The organism is Porphyrobacter sp. LM 6 (assembly GCF_001720465.1).
Classification (GTDB): Bacteria; Pseudomonadota; Alphaproteobacteria; order Sphingomonadales; family Sphingomonadaceae; genus Erythrobacter.
The window spans coordinates 1488983-1514165 of record NZ_CP017113.1 but is presented as its reverse complement, the minus strand read 5'-3'; the positions used below and the strand labels follow the sequence as shown (position 1 = coordinate 1514165).

Here is a 25183-nt window from a genome sequence, read left to right as displayed (position 1 = left end):
AAGGCGCGCAGCAATGGCCCGCAAGTTCCTCTATTTTGTTGCCTTCTGCATCGTGCTCGTGATCAGCGGGCGGATCGTCTACGAGCTGTTCCAGGACGATCTGGCCGAAATCGCGCTGGTGCCGACAGGACCGTTCAAGCCGGTCAAGCCGCTAGAAGCCAACGCCTACGAGGATACCAAACTGTGGTATTCGCGTCCCGGCATCGGGGTGAAGGACCCGACGCGCTGGCAGCCGGCCTATGCGAATGATCGCGGCCTGCTGCCCACCCCGGCCGATCCGCCCGCACCGCGCTTTGCCGTATTCTTCCTCCACCCGACCAGCTACTTCAACCGCACCAGCTGGAACGCCCCGCTCGAAAACGGCGGCGATCCCGAAGCGGAACGCATCGCCCGCACCTACCTGCGCGGCATGGCGAGCCTATTCAACCCGGCCAGCGAAATCTGGGCGCCGCGCTATCGCCAGGCGACGATGGGCGCGTTTCTGACCGATGCTCCGCAGGCGACGCAGGCGATCGATGCCGCATATGCCGATGTGCTCGAATCATGGCGCTTCTTCCTTTCGAGCGTCGATCCCAAGACGCCGATCGTGCTCGCAGGCCATTCGCAGGGCGCACTGCATCTCAAGCGCCTGCTCGCCGAACAGGTACGCGGATCGGAGGCTGCGAAGCGGCTGGTCGCTGCCTATGTGATCGGATGGCCGGTCAGCCTCGAACATGATCTGCCGGCGATGGGCTTTCCCGCCTGCGCCGGGCCGGAGCAGACCGGCTGCGTGCTGAGCTGGTCGAGCTTTGCCGAACCGGCCGATCCGGCCAGCGTGCTCGGCTATTTCGCTGCATCGACCGCGCTTGACGGGAAGCCCGCGGGCAACGGCCCGATCCTGTGCAGCAATCCGCTCACCGGGGGCTATGGCGGCAACGCCCCTGCCAGCGCGAATCTCGGCACGCTGGTGCCCGAGGACGGCATGGAGGGCGAGCTTGTGCCCGGCCTGGTCCCGGCGCGCTGCGACAAGCGCGGGCTGCTGCTGATCGGCCCGTCGCCCGAAATGGGCAGCTATGTGCTGCCGGGCAACAATTACCACGTCTATGATTACCCGCTGTTCTGGGCCAACACCCGCGCTGATGTGATCCGCCGCACCGCAGCCTGGGGGAAGCCCGAGTGATTTTCGAGGATGCCCGCGCCTTTGCCGGGGCCGTGGGTGAAAGCGGCGGGGTACTGCTCGGCCTCGATCTCGGCACCAAGACCATCGGCACGGCGACTTGCGATGCCGGCTGGCGGTTTGCCACCAACGGCACCACCATCCAGCGCGGCAAGTGGGGCCGCGACCGGGAGACGCTGGCGGAGTTGATCAAGACCCGCAGCGTGCGCGGCATCGTGCTCGGCCTGCCGCGCAATATGGACGGCTCGGAAGGCCCGCGCGCGCAAGCATCCCGCGCCTATGCCCGCAACTGCGCCGAAGCCTTCGGGCTCCCGGTCCTGCTGTGGGACGAACGCTGGTCGACCCAGGCGGCAGAGGCCGCGATGATCGGACAGGACATGAGCCGCGCCAAACGCGCCGCCGCGATCGACAGCCATGCCGCTGCGGTGATCCTGCAAGGTGCGATCGACCGGCTGGCGGGGGGCGTTCTCTAGGTCTGCGCCAGAGCTGCCCGCCGCGCGCGCGCAACGCCTGCCACCATCCGGCTGCCCGATAGCTCGCCTGCCCGCCAAAGCGCGTCCGCTGCTGCCGGATCGTCCGGCAAATCCGCCCGCGCCGCAAAGCTCGCCAGCCGCATCCGGTCACTGGGGTGCCGCGCGCCGACTTGCTCGGCATAGTCGAGCGCATTGGGTGCCCCGCTCGCCACCGCCACGCGCAGGAAGACTTCGCTGACGTTGGGATTGAGCAGCCGCGCCACGGTGCCGCGCTCCAGATCGAAGCCGTATTGATCGAACCACGCCTGCGCCGGATCGAGCCGCATGACATTCACCGAGACCGAAAGGCTTTCGGGCGGGAGCTGGCTGTGCACATCGACATGGCGGCGATAGAGCATCAGCTTGCCTGGCGAGAGGGTGCTGCGCTCGACAAACTGCAGCCGCGCATCCTCGCCCGGATATCCGGCGACGCCCGCGTAGTCATATTCGTAGTAGTCGCTGGCATAGCCCGGCCCGCAATATCCCACGGTCAGAAAGTCGAAATTGTGGTCGTGCGGCGCGTCATAGACGAAGCTTGCCGCGCCGCTGGTCTGGAACACGTGATCGCGCGGGGACGGCCAGATCGCCGCGCGCAGGAAGGCAGCGTTGGCGCGGTTGTCCTTCGGACGGCCGAGGATGATCGCCTGCGGGCCGTAGCCCGAAGCCATCTCGTCCCCTGCCCGCCCCGCCAACCGGTCGATCAGCAGGTCGCCGAGGAACGTACGGTTGTTCGCCAAGCGCCGCAGCCACAGCGCCGCCGCCGCCGTGCTGGCCGGATCATCGGCATCGAACCCGATTTCGCCCAGCGCCTCGATGCATTCGGGCAGCGAGCAGGTTTCGTCGGAGCGGTTATCGATCACCAGCGGCATCACGCGGTCTCCGGTAGCAGGGCGGCCAGATCGGGACGCGTGGCAAGCAGATCGCGGCGCAAGGCGGCTGCCGGAGCGCCGATTGCATCATCGGCCCGCTCGGCCAACCGCGTGAGCAGCGCGAGGCCCTCTGACGCATCGAGCGCCAGCGTCTGGCGCAGCGCCTCCCAGCGCAGATCGCGCGTCGCTTGAGGGTCTTCAGCCAGCCCCGTCATCGTTGCCAACGCAGAACGGTGGCCGAGCGCGCCGAGCACGCCCAGTGCCATCATCTGCTGGCTGGTGCGTTTGCAGCCGCTGATTGTCTTGAGCAGCCGCAAGTCAGCCAGCGCAATCTCGCGCGAGGGTTCCGGACGCGCTGCCTCGCAGGTCAGCTGCAACAGCACCAGCGGACGGGTGATCGCGATGATCTGGCGTGCATCCCGCGTACCGAGCCGCGCCAGCTTGGTGCCCGGCACGCAGGCGATTTCATGACTTTCCAGCCCGTTCGCCGAGAGGTGGTGGACCAGCACCTGCCCCGCGCCAGCGATCGCGATTTCGTGTGCCTCGCCATCCTCGAACAACGCGGCGGGCGGAACGCTGCGCGGCCGCGGCGCAAGGACTGTCAGCGACAGGCCTGCGCGGGCGTGGCCCAGCAGCCGCAGCCGCGCCATGCCCGGCGCTGCCGAGAAGCCGAGGGGCAATTGCGCCAACGGCTCATCTGTAAGCGCGCCCAGCAGCGGAGCGATGAAGGCTTCCGCAAAACACGAGGCTGCAGACAAGTCCGACACCAGCCGGGCCAGCGCAGGCAAGGCGGCAAGCGGCACGCCGGTCTGCCACTGAGCCAAAGCCGCGCTAACTGCAACGACGTCAGGCGAGGCCCGCCAGCGCGCCAGTGCGGCATCGGTGGCAGGTTGCGGAGCAGGCTCGCTCCGCAACCGCACCAATTCGGGGTTGATCTGCATGGTGCAGCTTGCCCCTTGTGCTCCTCAGACCAGCGCCTCGGGCGGGATGATTTCGTAGAGATACATCATGATCTCGACGATCCGGTCGTCATTGGTGCCACCAGCCTGAAGCACCGCGCCGAAGAGCGCCTGCGCGCCCTCCAGCCCGGGGATCTGATCGAGTGCGATCGTGGGAAAATTCATGTGATTGCTCCCCTTCATGAAACAGCGCCCTGCCCCTTGCCGGACGCTGTGACAAAGGTGAGGGCCGCGTCGCTTCCCGCGAAATTAAATGATTGTAACCGCCGCGCTTGCGCTCCTATGCAGCCCGGCATGAACACACCACCTGCCCGGTTCGACGCGCGCGAGGCTTCGCGCTGGTTCTTCCGCCACGGCCATACCGGCTGGCTTGGCCTGAGGTTCACCGATCAGGGCGACAACTGGGTCGAGCTTGAACTGCCGTGGCGCGAGGATCTGATCGGCGATCCCACCCAGCACGTGCTCGCTTCGGGCCCGATCATTAGCCTGATGGACATGGCGAGCGGCATGGCGATCTGGCAAACGCGCGGGACCTTTGAGCCCGTGGCGACGCTTGATCTGCGCGTCGATTACCAGCGCCCGGCGCGCGAGCGGGCGAGCGTTAAAGGCAGGGTCGAATGCTACCGCATCACCCGCTCCGCCGCCTTCGTCCGGGGCGTAGCCTATGACGATGATCTTGACGATCCCGTGGCCCATGTTGCCGGCTGCTTCATGACCATTGGCGCAGATCCGCGCACCGAGAACCCCGCGCTGAAGGGAGCGCTCGGCGATGCCTGATGCAATTGAGCTGCCCGCCTATGCCCGCTCGCTCGGCATCGTGGCCTGCGGCGAGGATGAAGGCGGCATGCCAGTGCTGACGGTCGATTTCGGCCCCAACGTCGAAGGTCGTCCCGCGCATTTCCATGGCGGGGCGACCGCCGGGTTGCTCGAGAATGCAGGCTATGCCGCGCTCCGCTCCGCGCTGACAGCGGCGGGGCGCGATCCGCTGCTCAAGCCGATCAACATCACCGTGCAATATCTCGCGGCGGGCAAATCGCAGGCAAGCTTTGCCGTGGGGCGCATCACCCGGTTGGGGCGGCGCAATGCCAATGTGACGGTCGAGGCATGGCAGGATGACCGCACCCGGCCGATCGCCACGGCGGTGATGAATATCCTGATGGTTTGACGTTCCGACCGCTAAGGCGGTGTCGGACTTGGCGAAGGCACGGGCTTGACCACCACCCCGCCCTGATCGACCCGAAGTTCGACCGGCACCCCGTCCTGCGACAGCGTGACGCCATTGCCGTCAATGCTGAGCGTCGCACCGTCCTGCCCGAGCGGGATCTCCCCGCCTTCGATATCGAGCTGCTGGATCGGGCCTTCGGGATCGGGGGTTTCATCGGCCTTGGGGCGCGGCGCGGCTTCGATCTTGAGCGCACCGCGCATGAAATCGCGCCAGATCCGCGCAGGCGTGCTGCCACCGGTGACACCGCCAAGCGGCGAATTGTCGTCGTTGCCGATCCACACGCCCACCACCAGATCGCCCGCATAGCCCACGAACAGCGCGTCGCGGTAATCCTGCGTAGTGCCGGTCTTGCCGAAATTGGCGATCGGCAACACAGCGTTGCGGCCCGTGCCCCGGTTGATCGCGGCGCGCAGCATCTCTTCCAGATCCTCGTGCGTGCCGCGCGACAGGCTGTCCGAACGCGTGGTCAGCCATTCCCACCAGCTCCGCTCCCCGCGCGGGAAGGCATGGGGTTCGACCGGATATTCGTTGGCGGCGATCCCCGCATAGGCCGCGGTCAGCTCCATCAGCGTCATCGCCGAGGTGCCGAGGGCGAGGCTCGGATCGCCTTCTGCCATCGGCGCGGTGATGCCGAATTCGCGCGCGGTACGGATCACCTTGTCGCTCCCCACGGCCTGCAACAGCCGCACGGCCGCGACATTGCTCGACTGCGCGAAGGCATCCTTCAGCGTGATCTTCTCGGAATAGGATCCGCGCGCATTTTTGGGGCGATAGCTGCCTTGCGTGATCTCGGTATTGGGAATGGTATCGTCGGGTTCCCACCCGGCTTCGAGCGCTGCGAGATAGACGAAGGTCTTGAAGGTCGAACCCGGCTGGCGGCGCGCCTGCGTGGCGCGGTTGAAGGGCGATTTGCCGTAATCGCGCCCGCCGACCATCGCCACGACCTCGCCATTGCGGCGCATCGCCACCAGCGCGACCTGCGCGCCGCCGAGCGGGGCCCGAGCCACCACCCGGTTGGCGAGTGCCTGCAACCGCGCATCAAGCGTGGTCCTCAGCACTTGCCGCGAATAACTCGCCTCCATCCCCTCGCGCGCCAGCGGCAGCGCCCAGTCGGCGAAGTAGGTGCCAGTCGGCAGATTATCGTCGCGCGTCCGCACGTCGATGCGCGGATCGGGCAGCGCGCGCGCCTCAGCCGACGTGAGGTAACCGACATCGACCATCGACTTGATGACAAGGTCCATGCGCGCCTTGGCCTTGTCGTAATGCTTGGTCGGCGCATAGCGCGAGGGTGCCTGGAGCAACCCTGCTAGCATCGCCGCCTGTTCGGGCCGCAGCTTTTCGGGCTGGCGGTAGAAGTAGTGCAGGCTCGCGGCGCGCAGGCCATACTGGTTGTCGCCGAAATAGGCGTTCGAAAGGTAGCGTTCGAGGATCTCGTCCTTGGTCAGCCACGCTTCCAGCCAGAACGCGATCAGCGCCTCGCGCGCCTTGCGGCTGAGGCTCTGCTCGGGGGTGAGGAAAGTGAACTTGGCGAGTTGCTGGGTAATGGTCGAACCGCCGCCATATCCCGTCCACGCTGCGCGGGCGATGCCGCGCGGGTCGATCCCCCAATGCGAATAGAACCGCCGGTCCTCGATGGCGAGGAAGGCCTGCACCACGTGCGGCGGCAGATCGGCAACCTTGACCGGCTCCTCGACAATCGCGCCGCTGCGCGCAATCGGCGTGCCGTCGCTGGCGAGCAGCGTGACTTGCGCGGCGGCGATGGGTTCAAGGCTTTTGGACAGCGGCGCGGTGACTGTCAGCCAGCCGACCAGCACAATGAACAGCGCCAGCGCCGCCATGATCCCGCGCCCCGTCCACCACAGCCGCGAACGATCCCGCCAGTAATCGCGCTGCCACCACCGGAGGCGGCGGCGCTGCTCGACATGGAGCGCCTCGTCCACCAGACCGAGCTTGGCATCCCACGCCGCAAAGTCCGGCTTGCTCGACGCGCGCGGACGGCGCGGCAGATCGTCATCCTCGTCCGGATCGATCGGACGCATCGATTCGTAAAGCGGGTAGAAGCCCGCAGGCAGTTGATCACGCCCACGGCGCTTGGCGCGAAACCGCGAGCCTCTCCAGAATCGGTCGAACAACGCCATGTTGCTGCTGTGTTATCAGCCTAGGACAGTGTCGGGCAAGCGGTCAGAACGATTCCATGAGGCGGCGATAGGCATCCGGCTCTTCAACCTCGTCCAGCATCGGCTTGGCCGGCGTCTTGCGGCAGCGCTTGATCAGGTCCGCCCACATTTTCTCGCGCTTCTGGCGACTGTTGAGCATCGATTTGCGATCGGGCGAAATCCCCGACCGCATCGCTTCTATCGAGGCGAGCGAGGTGTAGGCATTATGCGGCCAGAACAGTTTCCGCCGTCCGGCGTTGGCGGCAGTGAACCAGTCCCACTCGCGCACCAGATCGCCGCAGGTATAGGTTTCAAGCCCGCCGCCGGGGCTGCGCCGGTCGTAGTGGGCATATGCCCCCCGCACCTCGGCGGTGCCTACGATCTTGTTCCCGTCCTTGTCGGTGGCGGCGAAGTAGTAGAGCTTCTCCGCCTGGGCCTTTACCGCGGCATCGATGGCGGGGGACATGCTGCTTTCCTTGAGCCTCAGCGCGATCAGCTTCCCGTCTGCCCCAACCTCGGCGATGTACGTGGCAGAGCCGTTGTGCCCTTCATCCTTCGCGGCTTGCGGGATGTCGATGCTATCGAGCCGCTCGGCGCGGGCTGGTCGCGGGTTTGGCACGGCCAGCATCGGCGCTGGCCTGACGATCGGTGGCTTGGGAAGCGGGGGCGCCTCCTGCGCAGCGAGCGGACAGGCCGCTAACGCCAGCAAGAGAAGCGCACCGCGCATCACCCTACCGCTTCTTCGCTGCGCCTTCGGGCAAGTCCTGGCCGAACACGCGCTGGTAGTACTCGGCCACCAGGGTGCGCTCCGCCTCGTCGCACTTGTTGAGGAACGAGAGACGGAAGGCGAAGCCGACCGAATTGAAGATCGCCGCGTTCTGCGCCCAGGTGATCACGGTGCGCGGGCTCATCACGGTCGAAATGTCGCCGTTGATGAAGCCCTGACGGGTCAGCTCGGCGACCTTGACCATATCGGCGATCAGCTTGTCGTCGGTCTGGGGGGTCTTCGACTTCACGATCTGCTGTTCGACCTCAGGGGCGAGGTAGTTGAGCGCCACGACAATGTTCCAGCGGTCCATCTGCGCCTGGTTGATCGCCTGCGTCCCGTGATACAGGCCCGAGGTGTCGCCAAGGCCGACGGTGTTGGTGGTCGCGAACAAACGGAAATACGGGTTGGGCGTGATCACGCGGTTCTGGTCGAGCAGCGTCAGACGGCCATCGAACTCAAGCACGCGCTGGATCACGAACATCACGTCCGGGCGGCCGGCATCATATTCGTCGAAGGTCAGCGCCACCGGGTGCTGGAGCGCCCAGGGCAAAATGCCTTCCTTGAACTCGGTGACCTGAAGCCCGTCCTTGAGCACGATCGCATCGCGCCCGACGAGATCGATACGGCTGATATGCGCGTCCAAGTTGACGCGGATCGAGGGCCAGTTGAGGCGCGCGGCGACCTGTTCGATATGGGTCGACTTGCCGGTGCCGTGATAGCCCTGCACCATCACCCGGCGGTTGTGGGCGAAGCCCGCAAGGATCGCCAGCGTCGTGTCCGGATCGAACACATAGGCGCCGTCAGTCTCGGGCACGTGCTCATCCTTCTGCGAGAAGGCAGGCACTTGCCAGTCGACATCAATGCCGAACATCTCGCGGACGTCGACGGTGGTGTCGGGCTGCGTGGGCATGGCGTTTTCGCCGGTGACATTGGTCTTGGGAGGGTTTGTCATCGCGGCGTTCGGTTAGAACGCATGGCGCGCGGCTGCAAGCGGTGGTTTGCCCCGTCGCCCTCGCAAATTGACGAGCGCGTCTTCCGCGTCCCCGGTTCGTCCCTATATTCGCATCATGCCCGATCCGGTCGAATCGCTGCGCTTGAAGCTGGTGTCCCAGGTGCGCGGCGTGTTTCACGATGCGGCCAAGGGGCAGCAACCCACCCCGCCTTCGGACGAGGCGCTGTTCATACGCGATACGCCGATCCGGCAGGTGCACGCCGATCTGGTCGGGATGATGACTGGCGGGGTGCGCGCGCTGCTGCTCCAGATGCTCCACCCCCATGCGCTGCAAGGCGTGCTCGACCATTCCAACTTCCGCGAGGACATGCACGGCAGGCTGCAACGCACTGCAAGGTTCATCGCAGTGACGACCTTCGGCCACCGCGACGAAGCGGCAAAGGCGATCGAGCGGGTCAATCGCATCCACGCGCATGTCGGCGGCACCCTGCCCGATGGCACGCCCTATCAGGCGACCAACCCGCGCACCCTTGCGTGGGTTCACGTGACCGAGGCGCAGAGCTTTCTCGCCGGTTACCTGCGCCATGTCCGCCCCGGAATGCCGGGGCACGAGCAGGACGAATATTACCGCCAGTTCGCGGTCATCGCCCGCGCACTTGGCGCCGACCCGGTGCCGGAAACGCGGCTGGAAGCTGACAGGATTTTCCGTGAGTTGCGGCATGATCTTGCCACGTCTGCGCAAGCACGCGAGGTCGCCCAACTGGTGCTGAGCCAGCGGCCGAAGGGCACGCCCCGCGGCGTCCAGACGATGATCACCGCCGATGCCGTGGCGATGCTGCCCGATTGGGCACGCACCATGCTCCATCTGCAACGCCCGGTGCTGACCGCCCTGCCCGCACGCGCAGCTACATGGGGCATGGGCCGCACGCTGCGCTGGGCCTTTGGGCAGGCACCTGCGCGCAAGTAAAGTCTTCGAGGGAGAGGATAATGGCCGAATTCACCTTCTACACCGTCGCCATGAGCCGCGGGCAAATATCGCGCTGGGCGCTGCACGAGGCGGGCGCCGATTACGAGCACGTGGTGTTCGACTGGGCGACGCGGCCGGCCCACTTCAAGGACATCAATCCGATGAACAAGGTGCCCGCGCTGGTGCACCATCATGGCGGGCACGACCACGTCGTCACCGAATGTGCGGCGATCAACCACTACCTCGCCGAAACCCACCCGCAGGCTGGCCTGCTGCCCGACGCGCACGAGAAGGCCGCCTATTTCCGCTGGTTGTTCTTCGCCGCCGGGCCGTTGGAGCAGGCGGTGGTCGGCAAAGCGATGGGCTGGGAAGTGCCCGAGGGCAAAACCGGCATGGCGGGCTTCGGCAGCCTCGACCTCGCGCTCGATGCGCTCGACGGATGGCTATCGCAGAACGACTTTGTGGCGGGAGGCCGCTTCACGATGGCCGACACCTATGTCGGCAGCCAGTTCGTGTGGGGCCTGCGCTTCGGCTCGATCCCCGAGCGCCCGTCGTTCCGCGCCTATGTCGACCGGATCATCCAGCGCCCCGCCTATGCCGAGGCCAATGCTATCGACGCGGCGATTATCAAGGCGGCGCAAGAGAGCGCATGAAAATCCGGCCGGCCCACGAAGGTGACCTTGCGGAATGGGCCGCATTGCGCGCCGCGCTTTGGCCGGATGACGATGCTGCCGCGCACGCCGAAGACATCACCGCAACTTTCCTGACGGGTGACCCCGATCAGGTTGCCTTTGTGGCGGAGGGCGAGGACGGACGGCTACTCGGCTTTGTCGAGGCGAGCATCCGCCGCGACTATGTCGACGGGTGCGATACCTCGCCCGTAGCCTTTGGTGAGGGGGCTTTCATCCTCCCCGAATGGCGCGGCACCGGCGTGGGCCGCGCGCTGGTCGAGGCGGTGGCCGAATGGGGCCGCGCCCGCGGATGCAGCGAGCTCGCCTCCAACGCGCTGCTCGAGAACACGGCCAGCCATGCTTTCCACGAGGCGGTGGGGTTCGAAGAGACCGAGCGGGTGGTGTTCTTCCGCCGGATGCTGTGAGGATTCAGGCCAGCACCGCGCTCTTTCGGAGCAGCTGATAGGCATCGACCACGGCTGTCAACTGCGCCTCATGCCGCCGATCCCCGCCGTTGCGATCGGGGTGATAACGGCGGACAAGTTCGGAATAGCGGCGCCGCAGTCGCGTGCGGTCCGTGTCGGAGCCGAGCCCCATCACCTCGAGCGCCTGCGCTTCCTCACGGCTGAAGCGGCCGGACATGGCATTGCGCGCCTCGCGTTCGGCGCGCGATTTGATGCCGCGGGCACGGGCCGAAATGGCATCGAGCGGATCGGCATAGTCGGCCCAGCGCGGCGTATCGTGGATGCCGGCGGTCGGCCGGAAAGTGCGGCTTTCGGTCTGCCAACCGGCAATCGGCGACTGCGCGAACAGGATTTCCTCGGCGCTCATCCCTTCGAACCAGTCATAGCCGGCGTTGAATTCGCGCACGTGCTCAAGGCAGAACCAGCGCCATTCGCCCGGCCCGTCAAACCCGTGCGGCATCCGGCCCGGCGCGCGGAATTCGCCCGCCTCGCGGCAGGCCGGCGCCTCGCATCGGCGCCCTTCGCTCTCGACGCGGCCATGGAATCGTGGTGAAGGCATTGGCCTTGAGAATGGCGATTGGGCTCCCAAGTTCCAAGCCCGATCTGCCCTTGATCGCTTGCAAAGAAGGAAAGACCCGATGTCCGTCGCCGAGGAAATGCGTGATCTGCTGACGGCGGCCTTCGCGCCGACCCGCCTTGCGATCATCAACGATAGCGCCAAGCATTCGGGCCACATGGGCGACGATGGTTCGGGCGAATCGCACTTCACAGTGGAAATCGAAGCTGCCGCCTTCGCTCCGATGAACCGCCTTGCCCGCCAGCGCGCCGTGATCGCGGCGCTCGGCGACATCGTCGGCCAGCGGGTTCACGCGGTGGCGATCAAGGCGAGCGTGCCGGGGGCGTGAGGATGGTACTACGCATTCTTGGAAGCCTTTTGTTCCTATCGGCAGCGCTTTTCTTTCTATTTGGCGCTTGGATGTCACAGAATCCCGACTTCTACCGGGACTCGCTAGAGAACAGCCGTGTAATCCTCGCCGACATGAGGTTGCTCGGCGAAAAAGCCAGTGCGTTCGAGGGAAATACCGGTCGCTTCCCGACCGTCGCCGAACTGCAAGATCGTGTCGATCCAATGGCACTCCAGTGGATCGGCCCGCAACGTTGGGGGCGAGTTCGCAATGATTGGAAGCTTTCTGGCGCCATAAGCATCGCGTCGCCGCAAGAGACCTGCGCACTTGGCGAGGAAACCAGACTGTCGAAGGACGCACTCCGTTACTACCGCCTTTGTTATTGGCGCGGCGAATGGTTTGAAGAATATGTACCCGCAACCGGCGAACACAGCCTTCCCACTAGCCTTGAGGATTATCTGGCATCACCGTGGCAAACTGCGGCAATTGCCATGCTGGGGCTCGGACTGTTGGCGTGCGCCTACGTGTTGGTGTTCCGTCGTCGCCGTTTGAAAGCTGCCAGATGACCACCCTCAACCCCGCCCTGCGCCTGCGCCGTGCAGCGCGGCTGATCGTGATCGACCCCGATCTGCGCGCACTGATGTTCCGCTATGACGTGCCGGGGCGCGCTCCGTTCTGGGTGACGGCCGGGGGTGAATGCGAACCCGGCGAAAGCTTCGAGGATGCCGCCCGGCGCGAACTCCTGGAAGAAACCGGCATCATCGCCGATCCGGGGCCGCAGATCGCGCGGATGACGCCGGAGTTCATCACAGTCGAGGGCGAGCCGGTGCAGGCCGACGAACGCTTCTTCCTCGTCCGCGTGGACGAGGCGCGGATCGACACCAGCCGCCACACCGCGCTCGAGCAGGCGCTGATGACGCAGCACCGCTGGTTCACGCTCGAAGAGCTGGAAGGCTGGCACGAGGCGGTGTTCCCGGTGGAACTTGCCGACATGATCCGGTCCCAAACAGCAACCTGATTGCCCTTGCCGCACACGCTCGCTAGTCCTCTTGCCCAAACGGGAGAGAGACATGGACTATGCTGGCAAGGTCGCCTGGATCACGGGCGCATCATCGGGCATCGGCGCGGCGCTGGCGCGCGAACTGGCGGCGCGCGGCGCTCACGTGATCCTCTCGGGCCGGGATTCGGCGCGGCTGGCCGAAGTGGCCGCCGATTGTGGCGAAACCCTCATCCTCGCTTTCGACGTGCGTGACGAGGCCGCTCTGGCTGACGCGACCGCCAAGGCCATTGCCTGGAAGGGCCATGTCGATATCGCTTTCGCCAATGCCGGTATCTCGCAGCGCAGCCGCGCGCTCAACACCGACATGCAGGTCTACCGCGACATCATCGCCATCGACCTCCTCGCGCAGATCGCCTTCACGCAAGGGCTGATCCACCACATGACAGAGCGCGGATCGGGCGCGCTCGGGTTCATCTCATCGATCGCGGGCAAGGTCGGCGTGCCGCTGCGCACCGCCTATTGTGCAGCCAAGTTCGGCCTTGCGGGCTATGCCGATGCGCTTCGGGCGGAGCTGTCGCAGACCGGCGTTACCGTCCACACCATCTATCCGGGATCCGTCGCCACCAATGTCTCGCGCAATGCGCTGACCGGCGCAGGCGTCCGGCGCGACCGCTCCGACAAGGCGATCGACAACGGCATTCCGGCGGACGAGGCGGCGCGCACCATGCTCGACGGAATCGCTTCCGGCACGCGCGAAATCATCGTCGCGCAAGGCATGGAAGCGGGCATGGGCGAACTGCGCCGCACCCCGGATTCGCTGTTCGATTCGGTCGCGGCGATGGTCGCGAACGGTTACATGGACAAGCTGGAGCACGAATGATGAGCTTCGACCTCAAGCGGGTTCAGCTGCCCAACGGCATCTCCCTCAACTTCGTCGACGAAGGTCCGACGGATGCGCCGGTGCTGATCTTCCTCCACGGCTTTCCCGAAAGCCACCGCACGTGGCGGCACCAGATCGCGCATTTCTCCGACCGTTACCGCTGCATCGCGCCCGACCAGCGCGGCTATCGCGGCTCGTCGAAGCCGCAGGAAGTCAGCGCCTACACGCCCGACAAGCTGATCGGCGACATCTTCCTGCTGGCCGACGCGCTGGCGATCGGCAGCTTCACCATCGTCGGTCACGACTGGGGCGGCGCGATCGCCTGGGGCGTGGCAATCGGCGGGCAGCACGCACGGGTGAACAAGGCCATCATCGCCAACGCGCCGCACCCGGCGATCTTCCAGAAGCTGCTCTACACCCATCCCGGCCAGCGCGAGGCAAGCCAGTATATCCGCGGCTTCCGCGATCCCGCCAACGACGCGCTGGTCAAGGAGCACGGGCTCACCGCCCTCCTCCTGAAGGAAGTGAAGTGGGATCGGCCCAGCGCAATGGAGCCCGAGGAACGTGACCAGCTGCTGCTCGACTGGCAGAACCGCGATGCCGCCTTCGGGATGCTCAACTACTACCGCGCCAGCCCGATCGACGTGCCGACGATGGACGCGCCCTTTGAAATCCCCGCCGGCTACACGCCGCCGCAGCTGCCCAAGCTGACGATCCCGACACTGGTGATCTGGGCGCTCGACGACCTCGCCCTGCCCCCAGAAAACCTCGAAGGGCTGGAGGACATCATCGATCCGCTCACCATCGTGCGCGTGCCAGATTGCGGCCACTTCGTACCGTGGGAAGCGCCCGATGCGGTCAACGCGGCGATGGAGGCGTTCCTCGCGGGCTAGCCTGCCAGCCACTCCACCCACGCACCATGCGGATGGGCGTGGGACAACAGATGCTCTTCGCCATGATGCACGGCGCCATCCCACAGTCTAACCTTCAATTCGTGCCGGAAGGTCGCGGGGTCTGTCTCAAGTGCGACCCAGCCGATCGGGGCATCAGGCGTTGCCTGCTCGCCCGCGGCCTCGAACGCGGCTGTGATCCGCGCTTGCGTTGCGGCGGGGAGGTATTGCCACATGATCGAATGGAACATCACCCGCGCGCCGCCCGGCTGCGGCGGCCGTGCGAGCATATCGACAGCGAAATCGCCCGCATCGGCGGCGACCAGATCGGGTGGCTGAAGGCCCGCCAGAGCAATCGCCGCATCGATCCGCGTGAGCCGCTCGCCTGCATCGGGCCAGACATAGGCCTTGAGCCGCAACGCACTGGCCGCATCCGCCAGATCGATCGGTGCGATATCGCAGCCTTTCACCGCCGTGATCGCAAAGCCGGAAGGCGGCGCCGGCGGCGATGCGCCGCGCCATTCGGGGATGATCCGCATCGGCGAGCCCCTTGGCCCGACTTCGGTTTCGCCAAGCCGGAAGAAATAGCGATCGAGCATGGTGTTGACGCCCGCGCTCGCCCCCAGTTCGAACAGATCGAAGCGCGGCATCTTTACCCGCTGCGCCAGCCACACCAGCCCGGCCATGATGCTGGCGGCCCGACCTGCCTCGTTGGTCTGCGGAGGCCCGTCGAGCCAGGGTAGCAACTGCGCGTCGAACCGCTCGGTCAGGTCGAGCACCAGCGCATCTACCTGCGCCTGATCGGTGATTGCCCCCGTATAGACCTGCGCCAGCCGGGTGTCGGCGCCCGTCAGCAACAAGTGATGAAAGCCCCCTGCTATCCGCAACGGCATGGCATCTTTCAGCGTCAATCCGGGCCAGTTGGCGATCCGTGCGCCTGTGGCAGTGTTGCTCATCCGCACCCCGGCCAACGCGCGGATCACCCGGGCGGTAGCGGGCGCTCCGTTTTCCTCGGCGTGGCGCGCCTGCCATTCGAGCGCGGCGTTGAAGTCTTCCAAGGCCATGATTCCCGCCTCGCCAGCCGCCATTTCCATTGCCCTTTCCGCCCGTGGCCCCTAAGTGCGCGGGCAATCATGACCATAAGCGGTACTCACGACAATCCCGGACAGCTGACCTTTGCTGTACCCAAGGGGCGCATCCTCGACGAGGCGCTCCCGGTGATGGCGCGCGCCGGGGTGGAGCCCGAAGCGGAATTCCACAATCCCAAGAGCCGTGCGCTGTCCTTCGCCTGCACGCGCCCCGATATGCGCCTGATCCGCGTGCGCGCCTTCGATGTGGCGACCTTCGTCGCCCACGGCGCAGCGCAAGTCGGCATCGTCGGCTCCGATGTGATCGAGGAATTCGACTACGCCGATCTTTACGCGCCGGTCGATCTCGGCATCGGCCTGTGCCGCCTGTCGGTCGCCCGTCTGGTGGACGGCGGGGAAGAACCGCAAGGCGCGAGCCACCTGCGCGTCGCCACCAAGTATCCGAACCTCACCCGCCGCCATTTCGAGGCTGCCGGGGTGCAGGCCGAATGCGTGAAGCTCAACGGTGCGATGGAGCTTGCCCCCTCGCTCGGCCTTGCGCGCCAGATCGTCGACCTCGTTTCGACCGGCAAGACGCTCAAGGAAAACGGGCTGGTCGAAACGGCCACGATCCTCGAGATTTCTGCCCGCCTGATCGTCAACCGCACCGCGCTCAAGACCGACCCCCGGGTCGCCGCGCTCGTCGATGCGTTCCGCCGCGAAGCGGAAAGGCTGGCCGCATGACCCCGATCCTGTCCACGCTCCAGCCCGATTTCGCGCAGAAATTCGCGCGCATCGTCGATGCCCGGCGCGAGGCCGACAGCGATGTCGCGGGCCAGGTATCGAGCATTCTTCAGGCCGTGAAGGGACGCGGCGACGCCGCGCTGGCCGAATTCACCCAGCGCTTCGATGGCTATGCCCTTGCCGACGATGCCGACTGGATGATCACGCGCGAGCGCTGCGAACAGGCCTACAACGAGCTCGCGCCCGACCTGCGCGACGCGCTGGAACTCGCCGCCGCGCGCATCCGCGCCTATCACGAGGCGCAGCTGCCGCAGAACCGCGACTACACCGACGCTGCCGGCGTGCGGCTGGGGGCGATCTGGCGGCCGGTCGATGCGGCGGGCCTGTATGTGCCGGGCGGCCGTGCGGCCTATCCCTCCTCGCTGCTGATGAACGCTATCCCTGCGCGCGTCGCGGGGGTCGAGCGGCTGGTCGTCGTCACGCCGACACCCAAGGGCCAATCGAACCCGCTGGTGCTCGCGGCCGCGCATATTGCAGGCGTGGACGAGATCTGGCGCGTCGGCGGCGCGCAGGCTGTGGGTGCGCTCGCCTATGGCACGCAGCGCATCCGCCCGGTCGATGTCATCACCGGCCCGGGCAATGCCTGGGTCGCCGAAGCCAAGCGCCAGCTGTTCGGCGTGGTCGGTATCGACATGGTGGCCGGGCCTTCGGAGATCCTTGTGATCGCCGATGCCAAGAACGATCCCGACTGGATCGCCGCCGATCTTCTCAGCCAGGCCGAGCATGATCCGACTTCGCAATCGATCCTGATCACCGATGATGCCGGTTTCGCCCGGCAGGTCGAAGACTGCATCGATCTCCAGATCGGCCAGCTTACCACCGCCAAAACTGCGCGGGCGAGCTGGGAAGCGCACGGCGTCATCGTCGTCGTCAACGACCTGCTCGCCGAAGCCCCGGCGCTTGCCAACCGGCTGGCCGCCGAGCACGTCGAGATCGCGGTTGACGATCCCGAGCCCTATCTCAAGGCGATACGTCACGCGGGGAGCATCTTCCTCGGCCGGATGACACCCGAGGCGGTCGGCGACTATGTCGCCGGGCCGAACCACGTGCTGCCCACCGGCCGCCGCGCGCGCTTTTCGAGCGGGCTTTCGGTGCTCGATTTCATGAAGCGCACCAGCTTCCTAGGCCTCGACGAGGCCTCCTTCGCCGCGATCGGCCCCGCTGCCGCCACGCTGGCCCATGCCGAGGGCCTGCCCGCGCACGCTCGATCGGTCGAATTGAGGATCAAATGACCACTCCCGCCCGTTCCAAAGCCCGTTCGGCTGCGCGTCTCGCCGCCGTGCAAGCGCTGTATCAGCAGCACATGGAGGGCACCGCGATGGCGCGGCTGCTCGACGAATTCCACCAGCACCGTCTCGGCCGCGCGATCGATGACGATGCCTTCGGCGATACCGAATATGCCGAGGCCGAAGTGCCGTTTTTCGACGACATCGTGCGCGGCGTCGATGCCCGCCGTGACGAGATCGACACGCTGGTTTCCGGCAAGCTCGCCGGTGGCTGGAGCCTCGCCCGGCTCGACAAGGCGATGCTGCAAGTGCTGCGCGCCGGCACCTACGAACTGCTCGCCCGCGCCGATGTGCCGGTCGCGGTGGCGATCAGCGAATATGTCGATGTCGCCAAGGCCTTCTTCGACGATGGCCAGGCCAAGTTCGTGAACGGAATCCTCGACGCCGTGGCCAAGGACGCGCGGCCGGGCTAACACGCGTTCATGCCCATGAACGAAGCCGAATTCATGTCCGCGCTGCGGGCGCTGCCGCTACATCCCGGGGCGCGCAATCTGGATGATGATTGCGCGCTGATCACGATCGGCGGTGAAACGCTGGTGATCAACCACGAGATGATGGCGGAAGACACCCACTTCCTGCCCGATGCCGACATGGCGGATGTGGCGTGGAAGCTGGTGGCCACCAATCTTTCCGACCTCGCCGCCAAAGGCGCGGAACCGATCGGGGTGCTGCTCGGCCATTCGCTCGGGCGCGATGATGCGCGGTTCCTGAAGGGCCTGCGTGAGGCGCTCGAGACCTATGACATCTCCCTGATGGGCGGCGATACTGTCGCAGCGACGGGGGCCAGCACCTTTGCCATGACCGTGTTTGGCCGCGCCACCCACCATCCGGTGCCAGCCCGTCGCGGCGCGCAGGAGGGCGATGAGGTCTATGTCACCGGAACGATCGGACGCGCGATGCTCGGCTTCGAGGGCGTGAGCGAACACCGCGCTGCCTTCAACCGCCCAGAGCCGCGCCTTGCCGAAGGTATCGCGCTTGCACCGCTGGTCAGCGCGATGATGGATGTTTCGGACGGGCTGCTGCTCGATTGCTGGCGGATGGCGCACCTCAACCGCGTGACCTTCGTGATCGATGCCGAGGCGATCCCGGTTGCCGATCCGGCGCGGCGGGATGACTGCATCCGCTGGGGCGATGATTACGAGCTGCTGTTCACCGCGGCGCCCGATGTCGCGCTGCCCTGCCCCGCCACGCGCATCGGCATGGTGCAATCCAGCGGGATCGCACCGCTGGTGCTGGGCGTGACCCCGCTGATCAGCCCCGATACGCTGGGCTATCAGCACGGCTAGCGGTCATACCTGCCAAAACTGCTGAAACCCGCGCAAAACCGCGCTTTCAGGCGGCAGGAAGGCTTGCCAGCCCTTGCCGAGGCCGTATGACTGTGCGCCTTGCGCCGCGGGGATCGTTCACGGCGCAGCTTTCCCTGCGGGAAAACCATAAGACGAGAGGGGATTACTCGTGGATTTATTGCTCATTTCGATTGGGCTGGGGGTGCTTGCCATTATCTATGGCTTCGTCACCAGCCGGCAGGTGCTCGGCGCGGATGCCGGCAATGCCAAGATGCAGGAAATCGCCGCCGCCATTCAGGAAGGCGCGCAAGCTTACCTCAAGCGCCAATACACCGCGATCGCCATTGTTGGCGTGATCGTTGCGGTGATCGTGGCGATCACGCTCGGCGGGATCCCGGCGATCGGCTTCGCGATCGGCGCGGTGCTTTCGGGCGTGGCCGGGTTCATCGGCATGAACGTGTCGGTGCGTTCAAACGTCCGCACGGCAGCAGCCGCGCAGGTCGGTCTCCAGCAGGGCCTGACCCTCGCCTTCCGCGCTGGCGCCATCACCGGCATGCTGGTGGCGGGCCTCGCGCTCCTCGCGATCGCAGTTTTCTTCTGGTACCTCACCGGTCCTGCCGGCCTTGCGCCGGATAGCCGCCCGGTGGTTATCGGCCTCTCGGCCCTCGCGCTCGGTGCCTCGCTGGTTTCGATCTTCGCACGTCTCGGCGGCGGGATCTTCACCAAGGCAGCAGACGTCGGCGCCGACCTTGTCGGCAAGGTCGAAGCGGGCATCCCCGAGGATGACCCACGCAACCCGGCCGTGATCGCGGACAACGTTGGCGATAACGTCGGCGACTGCGCCGGCATGGCTGCCGACCTGTTCGAAACCTATGTGGTCACCGTCGGTGCCACCATGGTGCTCACCGCCCTCCTGATGAAGGGCGCCGAAAACCTCGCTGCGCTGATGGCGCTGCCGCTACTGATCGGCGGCGTCTGCATCGTCACCTCGATAATCGGCACCTATTTCGTCCGTCTGGGTGGCAGCAACAACATCATGGGCGCGATGTACAAGGGCTTCCTTGTCACCGCCGTGCTGTCGGTGCCGGCGATCTGGTTTGCCACTAGCTTCGCGCTGGGCGACATGGAAACCGCCATTGCCGGTCAGGCCTTCAACGGTCGCACCCTGTTCTATTGCGGCTTCCTCGGTCTGGTCATCACCGGCCTGATCATCTGGATCACCGAGTATTACACCGGCACCAACTACCGTCCTGTCCGCTCGATCGCCAAGGCTTCGGAAACGGGCCACGGCACCAACGTGATCCAGGGTCTCGCCATCAGCATGGAAGCCACCGCGCTCCCCACGCTGGTGATCTGCGCGGGCATCATCATCGCCTACCAGCTGGCAGGCCTGATGGGCATCGCCTATGCCGCAACCGCCATGCTGGCGCTCGCGGGCATGGTCGTGGCGCTCGACGCCTATGGCCCGGTTACCGACAACGCCGGCGGCATTGCCGAAATGGCCGGCCTCGATGACTCGGTGCGCGAAAAGACCGATGCGCTTGACGCCGTGGGCAACACCACCAAGGCCGTGACCAAGGGCTATGCCATCGGTTCGGCCGGTCTTGCCGCGCTGGTGCTGTTTGCGACCTACACCGCCGACCTGCGCGAGCTGTTCGAAGGTGTGACCGTCGATTTCAGCCTCGAAAACCCCTACGTCATCGTCGGGCTGCTGCTCGGCGCGTTGCTGCCGTACCTGTTCGGCGCGATGGGCATGACGGCAGTGGGCCGCGCGGCGGGCGAAGTGGTGACCGACGTGCGCGACCAGTTCGCCAAGAACCCGGGCATCATGACCTACGAGACCAAGCCGGACTATGCCCGCACGGTCGACCTGGTGACCAAGGCGGCTATCAAGGAGATGATCATCCCCTCGCTGTTGCCGGTGCTTGCCCCGATCGTGGTCTACTTCGTCATCACTGCGGTCGCGGGTCAGGCGAACGGTTTTGCCGCGCTTGGTGCGCTGCTGCTGGGCGTGATCGTCGGCGGTCTGTTCGTCGCGCTCTCGATGACCTCGGGTGGCGGCGCATGGGACAACGCCAAGAAGTACATCGAAGACGGCAACCACGGCGGCAAGGGCTCGGAAGCCCACAAGGCTGCGGTGACCGGCGATACGGTCGGCGATCCCTACAAGGATACCGCCGGTCCGGCCGTGAACCCGATGATCAAGATCACCAACATCGTCGCGCTGCTGCTGCTCGCGGCGCTGGCGGCGGGCGCGGCCTGATCCGCATCATTTGATCTGAAACCCTAAACCCCGCCGGGAGCAATTCCGGCGGGGTTTTTCTTTGCCCGCACCCCTGTCTCGCTGCCGGACAGCCCCCGAGCCTGCTGAGGCTTTGTTAACAGCCGTGTGGCATCAGGCTCCCCGAACCCGCGCGGTTACGCGGGGCACAGGGGTTAACGGCGATGGACATGGCCAGTGCGAACAGCTTTCGCACCCGCGCGCGCGGCGACGGCGATCGCATCGCTCTGCTGACCCTTGCCGATATCGAACAGCCCGAATTCATCACCGCTTGGCAACAGCTGGCGCACCGCGCGTGCGAGCCCAATCCGTTCTACGAACCGTGGTTCCTGATCCCCTCGCTGCGTCTGGGCAACATGGCCGAGAAGGTCGTGATCAAGGCCTGGTATCACGCGGGCAGGCTGCGCGGGCTGCTGCCCACATTGCGCAGTGCCGATTATTACGACCACCGTGCGCCCCATGCCGCAGGCTGGCTGCATGCCAACGCTTTCTGCGGGGTGCCGCTGATCGCTGCGGGACATGAAGAGCCGTTCTGGCAGGCATTGCTCAGCCATTTCGACCGGACGACCCGCCGCGCCCTGTTTCTGCATCTGCCGCTCATGCCCGCCGATGGCCCGGCCTTTGCTGCGCTGACCAAAGTCCTCGCCGCCAGTGGTCGTCCGCATTACGCCGCCGCAGAGCACAGCCGGGCGCTGCTTGCGGGGGGAGGCACTGCGGAAGCCTATCTTGCCGAGGCGATGAGCGCGAAGAAACGCAAGGAACTGCGCCGCCAGCACGCCCGCCTTGCCGAAGAAGGCGCGCTGACCTTCGAACGTCTGGCAGGTAACGAGGATCTGGCCGGCTGGACGGACGAATTCCTCGCGCTCGAAGCCGCCGGGTGGAAGGGCGAAGCCGGCTCGGCGCTCGCCAGTGCTCCGGGAACGCGCAGGTTCTTTGCCGCGACGCTGGCACAGGCTGCCGCTGCTGGCCGGCTCGAACGGCTGGCGCTGCGGCTGGATGGTCGGGCCATCGCGATGCTGGTCAACTTCATCACGCCGCCCGGGGCCTACAGCTTCAAGACCGCCTACGACGAGAGCTTTGCACGGTTCTCTCCCGGCATGCTGCTGCAACTGGAAAATCTCGCCCTGCTCGATCGCCCCGACATCACGTGGGCCGATAGCTGCGCGGTCGAAGGACACCCGATGATCGAACGCCTGTGGCGCGAAAAGCGCCGGATGGTGAGCTGCAACATCGCCATCGGCGGCTCTGCGCGGCGGGCATTATTCCGCCTGTTGATGGCCTACGAAACCCGCCCGAGGACACAGTCATGAACGCCCCCGCCCGCTTTGCCGATTCCACGCCCGCTTCCGCCGTCTGGGATGCGCCCGCCCGCGCGCGGTTCGCCGCCAACTATCCCGAAACGCCGCATATCCTTTCCCACAATCTCACCAGCCACCCGCTGCTCGAGCTTGAAGCGCTGGCCGATCTGGCGGAGCGGCTGCCCGTCACCAGCGTCGAGTACAATCGCGGCGATCTGCCGATCGGTGTGGACGGCAAGCCTGCATCCAATGGCCTCACCATCGGGGAGACCATCCGCAAGGTCGCCGAGGCGCAAAGCTGGGCGGTTCTGAAGAACATCGAACAGGTTCCCGCCTACGAGGCGCTGCTGCTCGGCCTGCTCGAGGAAATTCGGCCCGAGATCGAAGCAGCGACCGGCGCGATGCTGACCCCGCAGGGATTCATCTTCGTCTCCAGCCCCAATTCGGTCACGCCGTTCCACTTCGATCCCGAACACAACATCCTGCTCCAGATCCGCGGGAGCAAGGTGATGACCCAGTTTCCGGCGAGCGACACCCGCTTTGTGCCGGATGAAGCGCACGAGGCCTACCATACCGGCGGCCCGCGCGAATTGCGCTGGGACGAGGGCTTTCTCGCGCACGGCAAGCCTTTCCCAATCGGCCCGGGCGAGGCGCTGTTCGTGCCCGTCATGGCGCCGCATTTCGTGCAGAACGGGCCTGCTCCCTCCGTTTCGCTGTCGATCACCTGGCGCAGCGAGTGGAGCTACCGCGAAAGCGATGCGCGGGCATTCAACGCGATTCTGCGCGCACGAGGCTATAAGCCCAAGGCACCGGGTCGCTGGCCGACGGAGAATTTCGCGAAGGCCTATGCCTTCCGGCTGCTGCGCAAGCTGGGATTGACCAAGGCGTAAACCCGCCGCATGGCCTCCTGCCATGACTGACACGCCCACCAATGCCGAACTCGTTGCAGGCCTCATCCGCCTTCTCACCGTCGAAAAGCGCGCTGCCGATGTCTTTGCCGGCCCGCCGCAGGCCGACGGGATCGGACGCGTGTTTGGCGGCCAGGTGCTCGCGCAGGGGCTTCAGGCAGCACAGGCGAGCGTGACCGACGGCAAGCGCGCGCACTCGCTTCACGCCTATTTCCTGCGCGGCGGGCGCGAGGGCGCACCGATCGAATACCGCATCGAACGCGACTTTGACGGGCGCAGCTTCGCCAACCGCCGCGTGGTCGCAAGCCAGGAGGGTGAAGACGGCACGCCGGTTCCGATCCTCAACCTCACCGCCAGCTTTCAGCAGCCCGAAGAGGGGCTGGAACACATCGATTCCCCGATGCCCGATGTCGCACGGCCCGATGACCTGCGCCCAGACATGGAGCTGCGCCGCGAGATCGCCGAGCAGTGGGGCGACAAGTTGAGCGAGCAGCAGCGCCGCATGATGCTGCGCCCGCGCCCGATCGAGATGCGCACCATCGATCGCCTCCACTGGATGAGCCGCGAGCCGCGTGAGCCGCGCGCGCATACCTGGTTCCGCGTCGCCGCCCCGATCACCGGCGCGGACGATACGCCCGAGCTGCACCGTGCGATCATCACCTATGCCAGCGACTACACCCTGCTCGGCACCAGCGCTTTGCCGCATGGTTTGAGCTGGATGCGCAACGAGCTGGTCGGCGCGAGCCTCGATCACGCAATCTGGTTCCACCGTGATGCGCGCGCGGACGAATGGCTGCTCTATGCGACCGACGCTCCGTGGAGCGGCGGCGGGCGCGGCTTCAACCGTGGACGGATCTTCAACCTCGCGGGCGAATTGGTCGCCAGCGTCGCGCAGGAAGGCATGATGCGCAAGCGGGTGCTGCGAAATTGAAATCCCTCGGCGCACAGCGCCGCAAGGCCGAATGGCCGCCGCGCCTTATGGCGCGAAAGCCAAGGCGGACGGACGTCCGCCGCCCGGCGTCTGAGGGCGCAAAAAGCTAGTGCGCCAGCAGGATCGGCAAGGGCGGCTCGGTCAGCATCTGCCGTGTCACCCCGCCGAACAGCAACTCGGTCAGGCGTGTATGCCCGAACGCACCCATCACCATCAGCCCGCAATCGCGCACCTGCGCCGCTGATACGAGCGTGTCCGCGATCTTCGCTTCGCCGCGCGGGATTTCGACCAGCTCGCAGGCGATCCCGTGGCGGCTGAGATAACGCGCGCCTTCGGTCGAAGGCAGGTCGAAGCGGGGCTTGTCCTGCTCCTCGGCGATACTGGCGAGCGTCACCTTGCACGAACATGCCAGCAGCGGAACGGCGCCGCGCACCGCATGGCACGCCTCGGACGAGCCGTTCCAGGCGATCAGCGCCGGCGCGCTCACATCGAACCCGGTGGCTTCAGCCGGCACCACCAGCACCGGCGCCCGCGATTTGAGCACCAGATCGCCGACCAGCGCCGAGGGCCCATGCTCGCTCTCGCCGCTCGCGGCGGGACCGACAATCACGATATCGGCCAGCGGCGAATATTCGAGCAAGCGCTGCGCGGCCATCCCGTAGACAAACCGCCAGTCCCACGACACGCCCTCGTGCTCGAGTTCGGTTTCGATCTCGGCGCGCAGGTTCTCGGCGTTTTCCTTGATCACGGGGATCGCGGCAGCCATCGCCGAGCCGTAGATATCGCCGGGCGCGAAGACGGCATAGCTGACAGCTTGCAGGCAGGTGATGTGGCCGTTGTTGGCCCGGGCAATATCAAGCGCCACCTGCAACCGCGCTTTGAAGCCGCGGTCGTGATCGACGTGAAGCAGGATCGATTTCATGGCATGTCTCCCAATGGTGGCCCCA

29 protein-coding genes are annotated in these 25183 nt (G+C 66.0%); 20 read left to right on the top strand and 9 right to left on the bottom strand.

Features of this window, described 5'->3' with window-relative positions; genetic code table 11:
- The first annotated feature begins 13 nt into the window (after positions 1 to 13).
- Both BG023_RS07120 and ruvX read left to right on the top strand, forming a co-directional pair.
- Positions 14 to 1159, top strand: coding sequence for a DUF3089 domain-containing protein (locus BG023_RS07120; protein ID WP_069309846.1), 1146 nt, complete (start codon positions 14 to 16; stop codon positions 1157 to 1159).
- Complete coding sequence (gene ruvX / locus BG023_RS07115; RefSeq protein WP_150122815.1) at positions 1156 to 1629, top strand: Holliday junction resolvase RuvX; 474 nt, start codon at positions 1156 to 1158, stop codon at positions 1627 to 1629. The genes BG023_RS07120 and ruvX overlap by 4 nt, the downstream gene beginning before the upstream one ends.
- Here the strand turns inward: ruvX and BG023_RS07110 are convergent.
- Genes BG023_RS07110 through BG023_RS14865 form a run of 3 tightly spaced genes read right to left on the bottom strand, consistent with a single transcriptional unit; the run spans position 1626 to position 3661 of the window.
- Entirely contained in the window at positions 1626 to 2537 is a 912-nt protein-coding gene (locus tag BG023_RS07110) for a hypothetical protein (protein WP_069309844.1), read from the bottom strand. The genes ruvX and BG023_RS07110 overlap by 4 nt on opposite strands.
- Positions 2537 to 3478: a hypothetical protein gene (locus BG023_RS07105; protein ID WP_069309843.1), complete on the bottom strand. Its 942-nt coding sequence runs from the start codon at positions 3476 to 3478 to the stop codon at positions 2537 to 2539. The genes BG023_RS07110 and BG023_RS07105 overlap by 1 nt, the downstream gene beginning before the upstream one ends.
- A 24-nt stretch (positions 3479 to 3502) precedes the next feature.
- Positions 3503 to 3661 carry a hypothetical protein gene (locus BG023_RS14865; protein WP_190315732.1) on the bottom strand — a complete coding sequence of 53 codons (159 nt, stop codon included), beginning with the start codon at positions 3659 to 3661 and terminating at the stop codon, positions 3503 to 3505.
- A 129-nt stretch (positions 3662 to 3790) separates the two neighbouring features.
- Here BG023_RS14865 and BG023_RS07100 point away from each other — a divergent pair, with 129 nt between their 5' ends.
- Both BG023_RS07100 and BG023_RS07095 read left to right on the top strand, forming a co-directional pair.
- Positions 3791 to 4273 (top strand): PaaI family thioesterase, encoded by a 483-nt coding sequence (locus tag BG023_RS07100; protein ID WP_069311188.1) that lies wholly within the window; start codon positions 3791 to 3793, stop codon positions 4271 to 4273.
- A complete protein-coding gene (locus BG023_RS07095) occupies positions 4266 to 4661 on the top strand; it encodes a PaaI family thioesterase (RefSeq protein WP_069309842.1) in 396 nt (131 codons plus the stop codon). Before BG023_RS07100 ends, BG023_RS07095 begins: the two co-directional genes overlap by 8 nt.
- A gap of 11 nt (positions 4662 to 4672) precedes the next feature.
- On the opposite strand, the gene BG023_RS07090 is transcribed toward BG023_RS07095, so the two are convergent.
- The 3 genes from BG023_RS07090 to cobS form a co-directional block, all read right to left on the bottom strand.
- A complete protein-coding gene (locus BG023_RS07090) occupies positions 4673 to 6859 on the bottom strand; it encodes a transglycosylase domain-containing protein (RefSeq protein ID WP_190315731.1) in 2187 nt (728 codons plus the stop codon).
- A gap of 43 nt (positions 6860 to 6902) precedes the next feature.
- Positions 6903 to 7505, bottom strand: a complete 603-nt coding sequence (locus BG023_RS07085; protein WP_150122814.1) for an energy transducer TonB — start codon at positions 7503 to 7505, stop codon at positions 6903 to 6905.
- A 103-nt stretch (positions 7506 to 7608) separates the two neighbouring features.
- On the bottom strand, positions 7609 to 8598 hold the full coding sequence (gene cobS, locus BG023_RS07080; RefSeq protein WP_069309840.1) for a cobaltochelatase subunit CobS: 990 nt from the start codon (positions 8596 to 8598) through the stop codon (positions 7609 to 7611).
- 115 nt (positions 8599 to 8713) lie between these two features.
- On the opposite strand from cobS, the gene BG023_RS07075 reads away from it, so the two are divergent.
- Genes BG023_RS07075 through aac(6') form a run of 3 tightly spaced genes read left to right on the top strand, consistent with a single transcriptional unit; the run spans position 8714 to position 10661 of the window.
- Positions 8714 to 9565 (top strand): oxygenase MpaB family protein, encoded by an 852-nt coding sequence (locus BG023_RS07075; protein ID WP_069309839.1) that lies wholly within the window; start codon positions 8714 to 8716, stop codon positions 9563 to 9565.
- A gap of 20 nt (positions 9566 to 9585) precedes the next feature.
- Positions 9586 to 10218, top strand: a complete 633-nt coding sequence (locus tag BG023_RS07070; protein WP_069309838.1) for a glutathione S-transferase family protein — start codon at positions 9586 to 9588, stop codon at positions 10216 to 10218.
- The gene (aac(6'), locus tag BG023_RS07065) at positions 10215 to 10661 is read left to right on the top strand and encodes an aminoglycoside 6'-N-acetyltransferase (RefSeq protein WP_069309837.1); all 447 of its coding nucleotides are present in this window, start codon (positions 10215 to 10217) and stop codon (positions 10659 to 10661) included. The genes BG023_RS07070 and aac(6') overlap by 4 nt, the downstream gene beginning before the upstream one ends.
- 4 nt (positions 10662 to 10665) lie before the next feature.
- On the opposite strand, the gene BG023_RS07060 is transcribed toward aac(6'), so the two are convergent.
- Positions 10666 to 11259 (bottom strand): DnaJ domain-containing protein, encoded by a 594-nt coding sequence (locus BG023_RS07060; RefSeq protein ID WP_069309836.1) that lies wholly within the window; start codon positions 11257 to 11259, stop codon positions 10666 to 10668.
- A gap of 79 nt (positions 11260 to 11338) precedes the next feature.
- Between BG023_RS07060 and BG023_RS07055 the strand changes: the two genes are divergently transcribed.
- Genes BG023_RS07055 through BG023_RS07035 form a run of 5 tightly spaced genes read left to right on the top strand, consistent with a single transcriptional unit; the run spans position 11339 to position 14378 of the window.
- Positions 11339 to 11605 (top strand): BolA family protein, encoded by a 267-nt coding sequence (locus tag BG023_RS07055; RefSeq protein WP_069309835.1) that lies wholly within the window; start codon positions 11339 to 11341, stop codon positions 11603 to 11605.
- Between the two features lie 2 nt (positions 11606 to 11607).
- On the top strand, positions 11608 to 12171 hold the full coding sequence (locus BG023_RS07050; RefSeq protein ID WP_150122813.1) for a hypothetical protein: 564 nt from the start codon (positions 11608 to 11610) through the stop codon (positions 12169 to 12171).
- Positions 12168 to 12623: an NUDIX hydrolase gene (locus BG023_RS07045; protein ID WP_069309833.1), complete on the top strand. Its 456-nt coding sequence runs from the start codon at positions 12168 to 12170 to the stop codon at positions 12621 to 12623. Before BG023_RS07050 ends, BG023_RS07045 begins: the two co-directional genes overlap by 4 nt.
- 52 nt (positions 12624 to 12675) lie before the next feature.
- Positions 12676 to 13485: an SDR family NAD(P)-dependent oxidoreductase gene (locus BG023_RS07040; protein ID WP_069309832.1), complete on the top strand. Its 810-nt coding sequence runs from the start codon at positions 12676 to 12678 to the stop codon at positions 13483 to 13485.
- Positions 13482 to 14378, top strand: a complete 897-nt coding sequence (locus tag BG023_RS07035; protein ID WP_083234595.1) for an alpha/beta fold hydrolase — start codon at positions 13482 to 13484, stop codon at positions 14376 to 14378. Before BG023_RS07040 ends, BG023_RS07035 begins: the two co-directional genes overlap by 4 nt.
- Here BG023_RS07035 and BG023_RS07030 read toward each other — a convergent pair.
- Positions 14375 to 15469, bottom strand: a complete 1095-nt coding sequence (locus BG023_RS07030; protein ID WP_335673826.1) for a DUF2332 domain-containing protein — start codon at positions 15467 to 15469, stop codon at positions 14375 to 14377. The genes BG023_RS07035 and BG023_RS07030 overlap by 4 nt on opposite strands.
- A 39-nt stretch (positions 15470 to 15508) precedes the next feature.
- On the opposite strand from BG023_RS07030, the gene hisG reads away from it, so the two are divergent.
- From hisG to BG023_RS06990, 8 genes are all read left to right on the top strand, one after another.
- Positions 15509 to 16186 (top strand): ATP phosphoribosyltransferase, encoded by a 678-nt coding sequence (gene hisG, locus BG023_RS07025; RefSeq protein WP_069309830.1) that lies wholly within the window; start codon positions 15509 to 15511, stop codon positions 16184 to 16186.
- Entirely contained in the window at positions 16183 to 17478 is a 1296-nt protein-coding gene (hisD, locus tag BG023_RS07020; protein WP_069309829.1) for a histidinol dehydrogenase, read from the top strand. Before hisG ends, hisD begins: the two co-directional genes overlap by 4 nt.
- The gene (gene nusB, locus BG023_RS07015) at positions 17475 to 17945 is read left to right on the top strand and encodes a transcription antitermination factor NusB (protein ID WP_069309828.1); all 471 of its coding nucleotides are present in this window, start codon (positions 17475 to 17477) and stop codon (positions 17943 to 17945) included. Before hisD ends, nusB begins: the two co-directional genes overlap by 4 nt.
- A 15-nt stretch (positions 17946 to 17960) precedes the next feature.
- Positions 17961 to 18818 carry a thiamine-phosphate kinase gene (gene thiL / locus BG023_RS07010; RefSeq protein ID WP_069309827.1) on the top strand — a complete coding sequence of 286 codons (858 nt, stop codon included), beginning with the start codon at positions 17961 to 17963 and terminating at the stop codon, positions 18816 to 18818.
- A gap of 169 nt (positions 18819 to 18987) precedes the next feature.
- On the top strand, positions 18988 to 21081 hold the full coding sequence (locus BG023_RS07005) for a sodium-translocating pyrophosphatase (protein ID WP_069309826.1): 2094 nt from the start codon (positions 18988 to 18990) through the stop codon (positions 21079 to 21081).
- 188 nt (positions 21082 to 21269) lie between these two features.
- Positions 21270 to 22409, top strand: a complete 1140-nt coding sequence (locus tag BG023_RS07000) for a GNAT family N-acetyltransferase (RefSeq protein ID WP_233992949.1) — start codon at positions 21270 to 21272, stop codon at positions 22407 to 22409.
- Positions 22406 to 23287 carry a cupin-like domain-containing protein gene (locus BG023_RS06995; RefSeq protein WP_069309825.1) on the top strand — a complete coding sequence of 294 codons (882 nt, stop codon included), beginning with the start codon at positions 22406 to 22408 and terminating at the stop codon, positions 23285 to 23287. The genes BG023_RS07000 and BG023_RS06995 overlap by 4 nt, the downstream gene beginning before the upstream one ends.
- 22 nt (positions 23288 to 23309) lie before the next feature.
- Complete coding sequence (locus tag BG023_RS06990) at positions 23310 to 24236, top strand: acyl-CoA thioesterase (protein WP_069309824.1); 927 nt, start codon at positions 23310 to 23312, stop codon at positions 24234 to 24236.
- Positions 24237 to 24342: 106 nt separating this feature from the next.
- Here the strand turns inward: BG023_RS06990 and BG023_RS06985 are convergent, their stop codons facing one another.
- Complete coding sequence (locus BG023_RS06985) at positions 24343 to 25158, bottom strand: universal stress protein (RefSeq protein WP_069309823.1); 816 nt, start codon at positions 25156 to 25158, stop codon at positions 24343 to 24345.
- Positions 25159 to 25183: the final 25 nt, after the last annotated feature.